The following is a 12,329-nucleotide window of genomic DNA, read 5'->3' on the forward strand; positions in this document are numbered from 1 at the left end:
GTTTCCTGATAAATCACTGGGATTGATGCGCGAGGTAAAACGCTGGCGATGGTGAAGCTCACATTGCGTGGTTAATGCTGCCTGTATGTAGCGAAATCATGCCCTCTGCTTTATCTAAGTTTGTGTTTTATTTTTCCATTTATACCGTGACAGGAAGACATCATGACTCCGGAACGCTTCTCCGAGCTGGCCGCAGCAGGCTACAACCGCATCCCACTGGTACGTGAAGTACTGGCTGATCTGGATACCCCGTTAAGCACCTATCTGAAACTGGCTGACCAGCCTTATAGCTATCTGCTGGAATCCGTGGAAGGCGGCGAAAAATGGGGGCGTTATTCCATTATCGGTCTGCCTTGCCAGCGCCGCCTGCAGGTGCGCGGTCACGAAGTCACCCTGTTTGATGGCAATGCAGTAATCGAACAAAGCCAGCAGGATGATCCGCTGAGCTATATCGAAGAATTCCAGAAACGTTTCTCTGTTCCTGAACTGGACAATCTGCCCCTGTTTACCGGTGGTCTTGTGGGTTACTTCGGTTATGACACCGTACGTTATGTGGAAAAGCGTCTGGTCAATATTCCGGAAAATGATCCGATTGATGTGCCGGATATTCTGCTGCTGATCTCAGAAGAAGTGGTTGTTTTCGACAACCTGAGCGGCAAGCTCTACCTGATCGTTCACGCCAATACCGAACACAAACGCCCGCTGGAAAAAGCCCGTCAGCGCCTGAATGAACTGGAGCGCCAACTGCGCTCCCTGGCAGTTTCCTCCTACAGTGTTGGTACTGGCCGTGTTACTCAGGAAAGCGACTTCAAATCGGGATTCACCGAAGAGAAGTTCAAAGAAGCGGTTAGTAAAATCAAAGAATACGTGCTGGCAGGCGACATCATGCAGTGCGTAATCTCTCAGCGTATGTCGACGCCGTTTGAGGCTCAACCGCTGGAGCTGTATCGCGCCCTGCGCTGCCTGAACCCTTCCCCTTATATGTTCTTCTTTAATCTGGATGACTTCCATGTGGTGGGTTCCTCACCGGAAATCCTTGCCCGCGTTGAAGACAATCTGGTTACCGTGCGCCCTATCGCCGGCACCCGTAAGCGCGGAGCAACCGAAGCGGAAGATAAGGCTCTGGAAGAAGAACTGCTGGCGGATCCGAAAGAGCTGGCCGAGCATCTGATGCTGATCGATCTGGGCCGTAACGATGTTGGCCGAATCGCTCAAACCGGTAGCGTTACCCTGACCGACAAAATGGTGATTGAACGTTACTCACACGTGATGCATATCGTATCCAGCGTCACCGGTCAGCTGAAAGAAGGCATGAGCGCCATGGATGTGCTGAAAGCGACCCTGCCAGCGGGTACTTTAAGCGGTGCACCTAAAGTGCGTGCCATGGAAATTATCGACGAGATGGAGCCGGTGAAGCGCGGTGTTTACGGCGGCGCAGTCGGTTATCTCTCCTGGAACGGCAATATGGATACCGCTATCGCGATCCGTACTGCTGTGATCAAAGATCAGATCCTGCACATTCAGGCCGGAGCCGGTGTGGTTGCCGATTCTGAACCTCGCCTTGAGTGGAAAGAGACCATGAACAAAGGCCGGGCAATCTTTAAGGCTGTTGCGATGGCAGAAAAAGGGCTGGATAACCCCGAGTAATCAACTCGGGAAGCATCCTGATTAGCTTTTTTTCGGCCAAACTGACATTAAAGATTACCGAGTAAGGCAATACGTTTGTTGCGATATTTATCATTTAGACAAACGCCTTTTTTCAAAGACTTAAGATAATTTTAACTACCAATAGGTAGCTAAAATACAGGTACAGACCATGCTGTTAATGATCGATAACTACGACTCTTTCACTTATAACGTTGTGCAGTATTTTGCCGAGCTGGGCGCAGACGTTCAGGTTTACCGCAACGACGAAATCACTATTGAGCAGATCGAAGCCCTGAAGCCGGATCATCTGGTGATCTCACCGGGTCCCTGCACACCAAACGAAGCGGGTATCTCAGTAGAAGCCATTAAGCACTTCGCCGGTAAACTGCCGATTCTGGGTATCTGCCTTGGCCATCAGAGCATTGGTCAGGCCTTTGGTGGCAAAGTGATCCGCGCTAATGAAGTGATGCACGGTAAAACATCTCCGGTGCATCATATTGATGATGGTGTTTTCGCCGGGCTGAATAATCCGTTTCAGGCAACCCGTTACCACTCTTTGGTAGTTGAACGCGCTACACTGCCGGACTGCCTGGAAGTGACCGCCTGGGTGAATAACGAAGACGGTACACCGGGTGAAATCATGGGCCTGCGTCACAGGACACTGCCGATTGAAGGCGTTCAGTTCCACCCTGAGTCAATTCTGACCGAACACGGTCACGATATGCTGCAGAACTTTCTGAATCAGACGCTCTGATTTATTCAGAGCTCTGCTTCTTTTGAGGACCGCACTTTCCGGAAAGTGCCGATTTCTTAAAAAGACTGACTTTCTGCAAGAACAATCGAAGCAGCCCATAAGAGGCTGCTCCAAAGCAAGCTGACAGAGCGCTGCACATCAACAGCGCAACGAAGACGAGACAGGACCCGATACCATGAACATTCAAGATGCCTTGAGCAAGGTGGTAGAACAGCTGGATCTGAGTCGTGAAGAGATGCGCGATGTTATGCGCCAGATCATGACCGGACAATGCACAGATGCACAGATCGGCGGCTTTCTGATTGCCCTGCGCATGAAAAGCGAAACCCTGGACGAGATCACCGCCGCTGTTGAAGTGATGCGAGAACTGGCCACGCCGGTTGAGCTGGATATCCCCAATGCGGTGGATACCTGTGGTACCGGTGGCGACGGCGCTAACCTGTTTAATGTCTCAACTGCGTCTGCTTTCGTTATTGCAGCAGCAGGTGGCCATGTTGCCAAACACGGTAACCGTTCTGTTTCCTCTTCCAGCGGTAGTTCTGACCTGCTGGAAACTGCCGGTATCAACCTGAACCTCAAGCCTGAACAAATTGCCCGCTGCATCAGTGAAGTGGGTGTCGGCTTTATGTTTGCCCCCAACCATCACAGCGCGATGAAATACGCTATTGGTCCCCGTAAAGAGCTGGGCATGCGTACCCTTTTCAATATGCTCGGCCCCATGACCAACCCGGCAGGTGTTAAGCATCAGGTGATCGGTGTCTTTACTGAAACCCTGTGTCGTCCGATGGCAGAAGTTCTGAAAGCACTGGGCAGCAAACATGTTCTGATTGTTCACGCTAAAGATGGTCTGGATGAGTTCTCTCTAGCCACCAGCACCCATGTGGCTGAGCTGAAAAATGGTGAAGTGACAGAATACAAGGTAACACCGGAAGACGTTGGCCTTAAGAGTCAGAGTCTGGTGGGGCTGGATATTGCAAGCGCCGAAGACTCCCTCAACCTGATCAAAGATGCTTTGGGTAAACAAAGCACCGAGAAAGCGGAAAAAGCCGCTGATATGATCGCGCTGAATGCCGGTGCAGCTCTCTACGCAGCAGATGTTGCCGATAGCCTGCAGGAAGGTGTCGCCATGGCGCAGGACGCCATCGCCAGCGGCCTGGCCGGTGAAAAAATGAAAGAGCTGTCCAGCTTTACCAGCGTCTTTGCAGCACAATAACCGGAACCGATTTCAGGACTTTAACCCTGACATTCAGACCAGACCCAAGGTCTTCAGGAGAACACTTTGAACACCCCGACTATTCTGAAAAAAATTGTTGATCGCAAATGGGAAGAGATCAAAGAGCGTAAGCAGAGCATCTCTCTGGAAGAGATGCGTGATCTGGCTTTTGCTAATAAGGATGCACCTCGTGGCTTTGCTGATGCACTGGCTCGCAACCTGAAAGCCGGTCGCTCTGCCGTGATCGCTGAGATCAAAAAAGCTTCTCCAAGCAAAGGCGTTCTGCGCGAAGATTTCCGCCCTGCCGAGATCGCCGCCAGCTACGAAGAAGGTGGTGCCAGCTGCCTGTCGATTCTGACCGACCGCGACTTTTTTCAGGGCCATGAAGATTATCTGAAAGAGGGCCGTGCAGCCTGCGATCTGCCGGTCATCCGTAAAGACTTTATTGTCGATCCCTATCAGGTGTATGAAGCCCGTGCCATTGGCGCTGACTGTATTCTGCTGATTGCCGCCTGTCTGGATGATGACACCATGCGCGAGCTGAATCTGCTGGCCCATGAACTGGATATGGACGTACTGATCGAAGTCCATGATGAAGAAGAGCTGCACCGTGCGCTTAAACTACCGAACCGTCTGATCGGTATTAATAACCGTAACCTGCATACCTTCGAAGTCAGCCTGCAAACCACTTTTGATCTGCTGGATCAGATTCCGGATGATCGTATCGTGGTAACGGAAAGCGGTATCCTGAAGCAGGAAGATGTTGATGCGATGCGTCGCCATAATGTTGACAGCTTCCTCGTTGGAGAAGCCTTTATGCGCACCGAAAATCCGGGTGAAACGCTGGCCGAGTTCTTCAACTAAGACCCAATCAACGCTAAGCCTGCCCTTCCTCTGTTCAGATGCTCATTCATACTGAGTACCTCTTTATAAATAAGCTTCTGAACAGAGGCTGAGAAAAAAACCACCGCCCCCCCCTCAGCCGCCCTTTTTTTGGGCAGGATTCAGCCAGTAACACACTGACCTGAAAACGTAACAAAGCTTTAAAGAAACCCCATGGGTCAAAAGTATAAACTACTTGCCTGTTGTGGCTCGGTTTCGCATACTGAAGCTATCTCTCTAAAACTTAGATACATCTTAAGTAAGCTATCTTATTTCAGTTTAAAACTTGCAGATTCATGCAATAACGGATGTTCGTTTGAAAAAATCAGCCCTGCATAAACGACTTTCTTACCGGCAAGCGAAATTCACGGTCATTGTCGCCCTTGTGCTTGGTCTGGTGTTCAGTGGCATTCAGATTGCAATCGACATCAGTCACAGCCGCGAAGGTATGAACGACAAGGTTCAACAGGTGATTCATCTGGTGGAAGAGTCTGCAGTTCAGGCGGCTTACAATATCGATAAAGATCTGGCCGAGCGGGTTGTTAAAGGACTGATCAACCACGCCTATATTCATTACGCCCAAATCCGTCTGGACGATAACAGCGTCTTAGCAACGTCGGATGCCCCATCGATCGGTGGCGGGATGATGTCTCAGATTATGGAAGAAGAGCGCCGCTCCTACGCCGTCCCCCTGATCACTGTCTTTGAAGAAGCACCGGTCGGCACCCTGATTGTTGAAACCGATCCTGATGCTCTGAGCGAAGATATCTTTGACCGGGCTATCGTTATTCTGACCACAGGTTTCCTGAGAAATGTACTGCTGGCGATCTGTCTGTTCTTCGTTTTCCATACTCTGATCAGCCGTCCGCTGACACGCCTGTCAGACAGTCTGATCCTGCTGAAAGATAACCACAACAGCAACAAGCAGATACCCGCCTTAAAAGGTCATACCGATGACGAGCTGGGTTTTCTGGTTGATAGCTTTAACGAGTTATGGAGTTCACGAAACAAAGCTGAAGAAGCCCTGAGAAGCAGTGAACAGTTCAACCGCGATGTGATGAACAGTATCAGTGATATGCTGATTATCTGTGAGACTGACTTTAAGATCTACGATGCCAATCACAAAGCCTTTCAGACGCTGGGCTTCGACAAGAAAGATCTGGTTGGCCTCAATATGGAGCAACTGTTTAATGCCAGCAAATTACCCCATACGCTGGCAAGCCTTGCCTCTTCCGATGACCTGATGCATGAGGTCTCTCTGGAAAGCGAACTGAAAGGCCACAACGGTCAGCAAATTCCGGTTGAGATAAAAGCCCGCAGTATCGATCTGTCCGGCAAGACCTATATTCTGGCGCTGTCACGGGATATCTCACTGCGTAAAGCGCAAGAAGCACGTATTCACCATCTGGCCTATTTCGACTCACTGACCGACCTGCCGAACCGAAGTTTGTTTCTGGATCGCCTGCATCAGGTGCAATCCAAGAGCATGCGCCACAATATGTTTAGCGCGCTGCTGTTTCTCGACCTCGACCGCTTTAAAAACATCAATGATTCTCTTGGTCATGATGTTGGCGATGAACTTCTTGTAGTTGTAGCTTCGCGCCTGAAAGAGATGATGCGGGAAGAAGATACCGTTGCACGTTTAGGCGGTGATGAGTTTGTTGTCATCCTGCCGGAACTGGCAGAAGATCAGGAACCAGCGGCGCTCAACGCTCAACGCATTACCACACGTATTCTTGAAGTGATGGCAAAACCCTTTCATATTGGCCAGCACGTACTCCACATCTCTGCCAGTGTCGGTATCCGACTTTTCCCGGATGATGACAACGACATCAAGAACATCGTTAAACAGGCTGATACGGCTCTGTATCGGGCTAAATCCAACGGTAAAAACACGTTCCACTTCTATCGCCCCAGTATGCAACTGCTGGCAGACCAGCATCTGGCGATGGAACGCGCACTGCATACCGCGCTGGAGAACAATGAGCTTTACCTGCACTATCAGCCACAGGTCGATCATAACTTCAGCATTATAGGTACTGAAGCTCTGATCCGTTGGCAGCATCCGGAACGCGGTTTTGTCCCACCGGATCAGTTTATCGGCCTTGCCGAAGAAACCGGCCTGATCATTCCGATTGGTCGCTGGGTACTGGAACAGGCCTGCTCTCAGCTGGCTCAATGGCAGAATGATGGTTTCTGCCCGGAAAACTTCCGCATGGCGGTGAATATCAGTGCCAAGCAGTTCGACCATCCTCAGTTTCTGAACGTGCTATCAGAAGTCATCGATAACACGGGGGTTGATCCCAACAAACTGGAACTGGAGCTAACGGAAAGTCTCTTGGTGAAGAATATGGATGCCACCATCACCCGTATGGATGCAATCCGCGCAATGGGTATCGCACTCTCCATTGATGACTTTGGAACCGGCTATTCATCGCTGAAATACCTCAAGCAAATGCCCATCAACCAGCTTAAGATCGATAAATCTTTCGTGATGGATCTGCTGACCGACTCCAACGACAGAGCGATTACCGAAACCATCATCGCAATGGCATCCCACTTGCAAATGGAGATTATTGCCGAGGGTGTGGAAGACGCTGCTATTATGGATCTGCTGGTAAAACTGGGCTGTAAGCACTTCCAGGGTTACTACTTCAGCCGTCCGGTCAGCGCAGACAACTGCTCACAACTGCTGCAGGTTCAGAAGCTCCCCCTAGGCAGCTAGCCAACCACCAGAGCTTCTGAAACACCCCATAAAAAAACGCCGCTTCCTGTCAGAAGCGGCGTTTTTATTGAATCAGCGGGTGTACCGAATAACGAGCTATCGCGTACCGTAAACCACCATGGTTTTACCGCTTGCGGTTACCAGCCCCTGCTCTTCCAGATCCTTCAGTACTCGCCCTACCATCTCACGGGAGCAACCGACAATACGGGCGATCTCCTGTCGGGTCACCTTGATCTGCATACCATCCGGATGGGTCATCGCATCAGGTTCTTTGCACAGATCCAGCAAAGTACGCGCTACGCGGCCGGTCACATCCATAAAGGCCAGATCGCCCACCTTCCGGGTAGTATTGCGCAAGCGGGCTGCAACCTGATTCCCCAGCACATACAACAGGCGGGTGTCTTTCTCTGTCAGTTCCGTAAAGCGGGTATAGCTGACTTCAGCAACTTCCACATCGGTTTTTGCTTTTACCCAGGCACTGCGACGACTGATCTCATCAAACAGTCCCATCTCGCCGAAAAAGGAGCCTTCGTTCAGATAAGCGACAACCATCTCATGGCCGTCTTCATCCTCGATGGAAACCGTGACGGACCCTTTCACCAGGTAGAAGAGAGAACCACTTTCGGCTCCTGCTGAGATAAGAGTTGAACGCTTAGGAAAGCTGCGTCTGTGACTGATCGCCAGAAACTCGTTCAGTCCCGGAATCTCCTTTTTACTGGCAGGCAACATAACAAAAAACCCTTTTTTACGTGCAAACAGAAAGCTACCGAAGCAGACAATACCTGATCTGCAGGAAAACAACAAAAAAAGCCTGTTTTTAGCAGGGCTAAGCAGCGGCCTTTTTTGGCGTGAAAACTTGCGTGACCATGCTATATCAGCGATATTGCCAGCTGAATTTCATTTAACAATATCAAATACTAAGCAGGAGAATAGAGCGGAATGAAAGCAGTCGTAAAATGGACAGATGGCGTTCAGTTTCTGGCAGAATCCGGCTCAGGTCACGCAATTGTGATCGATGGTCCACCGGAAAAAGGCGGTCGAAACACCGGCCCTCGTCCGATGGAACTTCTGTTGATGGGTTTAGGCTCCTGCAGTTCTTTCGATGTGATCGGTATTCTGCAAAAGTCCCGTCAGGATGTCAGTGACTGCTATGTTGAAATAGAAGCAGAACGAGCAGATGCCGTTCCTGCTTTGTTTACGAAAATCCACCTGCATTTCGTTGTTAAGGGCCGTGGCATTAAAGAAGTACAGGTCAAGCGTGCGGTTGAACTGTCCGCTGAAAAGTACTGCTCAGCATCAATTATGCTGGCTGCCGGTGGCGTAGAAATCAGCCACGATTACGAAATTATTGAGCTGTAATAATGCAGCCAAAAATTACCCTTATGACTCAAAAATAAAAGGGTAATTTTTTTGTGCAATAGCCACTTTTTATAGGCATAATACGCGCCTTTCAAAAGTGGCTAGCCAATAAGGTTGGTGGGTAATTTCACGAATTTGCATTACGCGAGGTCTCGGGCGTGAAGGACAATATCAGGCTTCATGGGTTTAACAACCTTACCAGTTCCCTGAGCTTTAACATTTATGACATCTGCTATGCCAAGACAGAGCAGCAACGTGAAGAGTATATCGATTACATCGATGAACTTTATAACGCTGAACGCCTTACGCAGATCTTAAAAGATGTGACCAATATTATTGGTGCCCACATTCTGAATATCGCACGTCAGGATTACGATCCCCACGGTGCCAGTGTGACCGTACTGATCGCAGAACATGAACTGACTGACGAATCAGAAAACGAAGTAGGCCCGGGTCCTCTGCCGGAAACGGTAGTTGCTCACCTGGATAAGAGCCACGTGACGGTTCATACCTACCCGGAAAGCCACCCAGATGGCGGCATCAGTACTTTCCGTCTGGATATCGATGTATCCACCTGCGGTATGATCTCTCCACTGAAAGCACTGAACTACCTGATTCACAGCTTCGATTCCGATATCGTGACCATGGACTACCGTGTACGTGGTTTCACCCGTGACGAATCCGGTCGCAAGCTGTTTATCGATCACCCGATCACTTCGATCCAGGACTACCTGTCTGAAGATACCAAGAACGCGTATCAGATGATTGATGTGAACGTTTACCAGGAAAATATGTTCCACACCAAAATGCTACTGAAGGATTTTGAGCTGGACAACTACCTGTTTGGTATCGATAAGAACAAGCTGACCTTTGAAGAAGCGGCTGATATTGAAGCCCGTCTACGCAAAGAGATGCTGGAAATTTTCTACTCCCGTAATATCGAGTAAGTATTTCCGGATACAAAAAAACGCCTGTAAGCGAAAAGCTTCAGGCGTTTTTTTATGCTCAGAATCTGTACTCTGTTATCACAAACTTCCCCGCGAAACAGATCTCTAGATTGCCAGCGCTATCAGGCGCGCCAGATCAGATCCAGCACATAAGGCGCCAGAAACATAATCATCATCCCGGACAAAACCACACCGATCACACAACCGGTAGCCATTGCTTTATCACCTGGGAAGAGAATGCGGGTCACCTGACCACCAAGACTGGCCATCACCTGAGAGAAGAAGATTGCGCCGTACATCAGCGTACTGATCACAACAAACAAATTGATGGTGTTCAGCGCTTCCCACCAGATACCTTCCGGCTGGCTGATACTGATCAGAAACTTAACCGCACCTAAAATCATCAGGAAGGCACAACCAACCAGAGCATGGTGACGGAAAGGCAGAGAGGCGTAGGCGGATAAAAAGGCGATTACACCACTTGGTGATGGTTTATCGGCCTGATTTAATGAAGCAGTCATTGCTTTTCTCCTGAAAAGTAAGGCATCACGTCCTTGAATCCATGATGCCTGCTTACAAGAGTTAACAGGCGGATTTGCCTGCTAACCTTTATGATTCCTGCCTTGGCGGCTTTTGGTCGCCAAGCGGATTACATTCTGCAACAAAAATTGTCTGATAGCGATCATCAGAAAGTCAAATACGGCAATTCAGCTGTCAGATTCGATAAACAGACTGTCAAATACGATATACAGACTTAGTCATCACTTTTGACATCAGCTTCATCGCCATCTTAACCGGAACCGGGAAACGGACACCGCCCGCATCCAGCGCCTGATTCGCGTGCTGCTCTTCGTCGATATACATCTGTTCCAGAATCGCACGGCTTTTCTGATCTCCAGATGGCAGGTTTTGCATATGAGACTCCAGATGTTTACACACCTGCTGTTCAGTTGCTGCGACAAAGCCCAGACTGTACTTATCACCGGCGGCGCCAGCGACGGCACCAATTCCAAAAGATAGACCATAAAACACAGGATTCAACAAACTCGGACGACTGCCCAGCTGGCGGATACGCTGTTCACACCATGCCAGGTGATCAATCTCTTCACGGGCAGCTTCTTCCATCTGCTCACGTACTTCAGGTAGCTTAGCCGTAACCGACTGCCCCTGATAAAGCGCCTGAGCGCATACTTCTCCGGTGTGGTTAATCCGCATAAGACCGGCAGCATGTTTGCGCTCAACAGGAGTCATCTCCTGCTCTGCTTCACTACGTGCCGGATTCGGACGGTAGGGTTCTGCAGCACCCGGGATCAGGGTTTTAAGAACGGTATCAGCACCAATCAGGATTTTGTCCAGCGGTGTGTGTTGACGAATATTTTGCATGGGTAAAACCTCACCTGTATCTGCAGGGCATGTTAGCGAATGCCCGCTCATTCGGCTATGGCTTTATACGGACTTTTTAAAAAGCCGATGAGATAAATCAAAAGAGTTTCCAAGGAGATACGCGCCGTATTAACAGACCGCCTAAACGCAAAAAGAGATGCAGGATCTCTCCTGCATCTCTTGCGCTAAATCACTCAATATATGAGAGAAAATAAAGTCTAACGTAACAGACTCGATGTATGGCGTGCGATCATCAGTTCTTCATTGGTCGGAATCGCGAATACCTTCACTTTGCTGTCATCAGCACTGATCAGATACTCGTTAGCCTTATTGCGCTGAGCATCCAGTTTCATACCCAGCCACTCATTCTGATGGGCTACCTGAGCACGAATTTCTGCATCATTTTCACCAACACCTCCAGTGAATACGAAGGTATCCATGCCCCCCATAGCAGCAACCAGAGAGCCTGTCTCACGGGCAATGCGATAGACAAACATATCGATCGCTTCCTGAGCATGTCCTGAGGCTTCTTTGTGCAGAGTCAGCATATCGCTGCTGATACCAGAAACGCCCTGCCAGCCACTCTTCTTGTAAAGCAGAGACTCGATAGCATCCACATCCATCTTGTGCTCACGCATCAGATACAGGAGCACACCAGGGTCGATCTGACCGCAACGGCTGCCCATCGGCAGGCCATCCAGTGCGGTAAAGCCCATGGTGGATGCGATACTCTCACCATTTTCTATAGCACACATACTGGCACCGGCACCTAAGTGAGCCACCACCAGTTTACCCTGCGCCAGATCACCATCCAGCTCGGTCAATTTCTTATGGATGTACTGGTAAGACAGACCGTGGAAACCGTAACGGCGAACACCTTCCCGGGTCAGTGCGCGAGGAATAGCAAAGTTGCGCGCCACATCCGGAATTGTGCTGTGGAAAGCGGTATCGAAACAGGCCACCTGAGGCAGTCCCGGAAGAAGGTCCTGACAAACCTTCACCAGCTTCAGGTTGTAAGGCTGATGAAGTGGTGCCAGTGGGATCAGCTTAGACAGGTTTTCCAGAACCTCGTCAGTGATAACCACAGGCTCAGAATAGAAGTCACCACCGTGCACAATACGGTGACCAACCTGAGTTACCTTAAATTTAGTATTCCGGTCCAGCCAGTTCATGACTACAGACAGAGCCTGATGGTGCGCCTGACTGTGAGCGACATCCAGCTCTTCCGCTGAGATGTCCATTTTATCCACCAGAATGCCGTCCACTTTTTCGCTGTGGTCGTAAATTTCCAGATGAGCAGGGCCTGCCAGATTGGCCACTTTGACCCGGAAATGCTGACGGATCTCGCCGCCGTCCTCATCAAAAATTGAACACTTGAGACTTGAGGAGCCGGCATTAACAATCAAAATTGAGTTCATA

At 49.7% G+C, this 12,329-nt stretch carries 11 protein-coding genes; 7 read left to right on the top strand and 4 right to left on the bottom strand.

Annotated elements, in window-relative coordinates; all coding sequences use genetic code 11:
* Positions 1-162 precede the first annotated feature (162 nt).
* The 5 genes from trpE to BV405_RS10090 all read left to right on the top strand — a co-directional run bounded on the left by trpE (position 163) and on the right by BV405_RS10090 (position 7,221).
* Positions 163-1,647: an anthranilate synthase component I gene (trpE, locus tag BV405_RS10070; RefSeq protein ID WP_086480722.1), complete on the top strand. Its 1,485-nt coding sequence runs from the start codon at positions 163-165 to the stop codon at positions 1,645-1,647.
* A 169-nt stretch (positions 1,648-1,816) separates the two neighbouring features.
* Complete coding sequence (locus BV405_RS10075; RefSeq protein WP_086480723.1) at positions 1,817-2,401, top strand: anthranilate synthase component II; 585 nt, start codon at positions 1,817-1,819, stop codon at positions 2,399-2,401.
* A 175-nt stretch (positions 2,402-2,576) separates the two neighbouring features.
* Positions 2,577-3,614, top strand: a complete 1,038-nt coding sequence (gene trpD, locus BV405_RS10080) for an anthranilate phosphoribosyltransferase (protein WP_086480724.1) — start codon at positions 2,577-2,579, stop codon at positions 3,612-3,614.
* Positions 3,615-3,680: 66 nt separating this feature from the next.
* Positions 3,681-4,478, top strand: coding sequence for an indole-3-glycerol phosphate synthase TrpC (gene trpC / locus BV405_RS10085; RefSeq protein WP_086480725.1), 798 nt, complete (start codon positions 3,681-3,683; stop codon positions 4,476-4,478).
* Positions 4,479-4,812: 334 nt separating this feature from the next.
* Positions 4,813-7,221 (top strand): EAL domain-containing protein, encoded by a 2,409-nt coding sequence (locus tag BV405_RS10090; RefSeq protein WP_086480726.1) that lies wholly within the window; start codon positions 4,813-4,815, stop codon positions 7,219-7,221.
* A 96-nt stretch (positions 7,222-7,317) separates the two neighbouring features.
* Here BV405_RS10090 and crp read toward each other — a convergent pair whose 3' ends face one another.
* A complete protein-coding gene (gene crp / locus BV405_RS10095; protein ID WP_086481160.1) occupies positions 7,318-7,950 on the bottom strand; it encodes a cAMP-activated global transcriptional regulator CRP in 633 nt (210 codons plus the stop codon).
* A gap of 210 nt (positions 7,951-8,160) precedes the next feature.
* Between crp and BV405_RS10100 the strand changes: the two genes are divergently transcribed.
* Both BV405_RS10100 and speD read left to right on the top strand, forming a co-directional pair.
* Complete coding sequence (locus BV405_RS10100) at positions 8,161-8,580, top strand: OsmC family protein (protein ID WP_086480727.1); 420 nt, start codon at positions 8,161-8,163, stop codon at positions 8,578-8,580.
* A gap of 158 nt (positions 8,581-8,738) precedes the next feature.
* On the top strand, positions 8,739-9,527 hold the full coding sequence (gene speD, locus BV405_RS10105) for an adenosylmethionine decarboxylase (protein ID WP_086480728.1): 789 nt from the start codon (positions 8,739-8,741) through the stop codon (positions 9,525-9,527).
* A gap of 122 nt (positions 9,528-9,649) precedes the next feature.
* Here the strand turns inward: speD and BV405_RS10110 are convergent, their stop codons facing one another.
* The 3 genes from BV405_RS10110 to BV405_RS10120 all read right to left on the bottom strand — a co-directional run bounded on the left by BV405_RS10110 (position 9,650) and on the right by BV405_RS10120 (position 12,328).
* On the bottom strand, positions 9,650-10,048 hold the full coding sequence (locus tag BV405_RS10110; RefSeq protein WP_086480729.1) for a hypothetical protein: 399 nt from the start codon (positions 10,046-10,048) through the stop codon (positions 9,650-9,652).
* A 214-nt stretch (positions 10,049-10,262) separates the two neighbouring features.
* Positions 10,263-10,910: a 2-polyprenyl-3-methyl-6-methoxy-1,4-benzoquinone monooxygenase gene (gene coq7 / locus BV405_RS10115; RefSeq protein ID WP_086480730.1), complete on the bottom strand. Its 648-nt coding sequence runs from the start codon at positions 10,908-10,910 to the stop codon at positions 10,263-10,265.
* Positions 10,911-11,128: 218 nt separating this feature from the next.
* Positions 11,129-12,328, bottom strand: coding sequence for an acetate/propionate family kinase (locus BV405_RS10120; protein WP_086480731.1), 1,200 nt, complete (start codon positions 12,326-12,328; stop codon positions 11,129-11,131).
* Position 12,329: the final 1 nt, after the last annotated feature.

This window comes from Oceanospirillum sanctuarii (assembly GCF_002150805.1).
Lineage (GTDB): Bacteria > Pseudomonadota > Gammaproteobacteria > Pseudomonadales > Halomonadaceae > Oceanospirillum > Oceanospirillum sanctuarii.

Bases quoted from the DNA above. Each gene is read 5' to 3' on its own strand.
- trpE (WP_086480722.1), top strand. From the start codon at position 163: ATGACTCCGGAACGCTTCTCCGAGCTGGCCGCAGCAGGCTACAACCGC.
- BV405_RS10075 (WP_086480723.1), top strand. From the start codon at position 1,817: ATGCTGTTAATGATCGATAACTACGACTCTTTCACTTATAACGTTGTG.
- BV405_RS10110 (WP_086480729.1), bottom strand. From the start codon at position 10,048: ATGACTGCTTCATTAAATCAGGCCGATAAACCATCACCAAGTGGTGTA.
- coq7 (WP_086480730.1), bottom strand. From the start codon at position 10,910: ATGCAAAATATTCGTCAACACACACCGCTGGACAAAATCCTGATTGGT.
- BV405_RS10100 (WP_086480727.1), top strand. From the start codon at position 8,161: ATGAAAGCAGTCGTAAAATGGACAGATGGCGTTCAGTTTCTGGCAGAA.
- BV405_RS10120 (WP_086480731.1), bottom strand. From the start codon at position 12,328: ATGAACTCAATTTTGATTGTTAATGCCGGCTCCTCAAGTCTCAAGTGT.
- trpD (WP_086480724.1), top strand. From the start codon at position 2,577: ATGAACATTCAAGATGCCTTGAGCAAGGTGGTAGAACAGCTGGATCTG.
- crp (WP_086481160.1), bottom strand. From the start codon at position 7,950: ATGTTGCCTGCCAGTAAAAAGGAGATTCCGGGACTGAACGAGTTTCTG.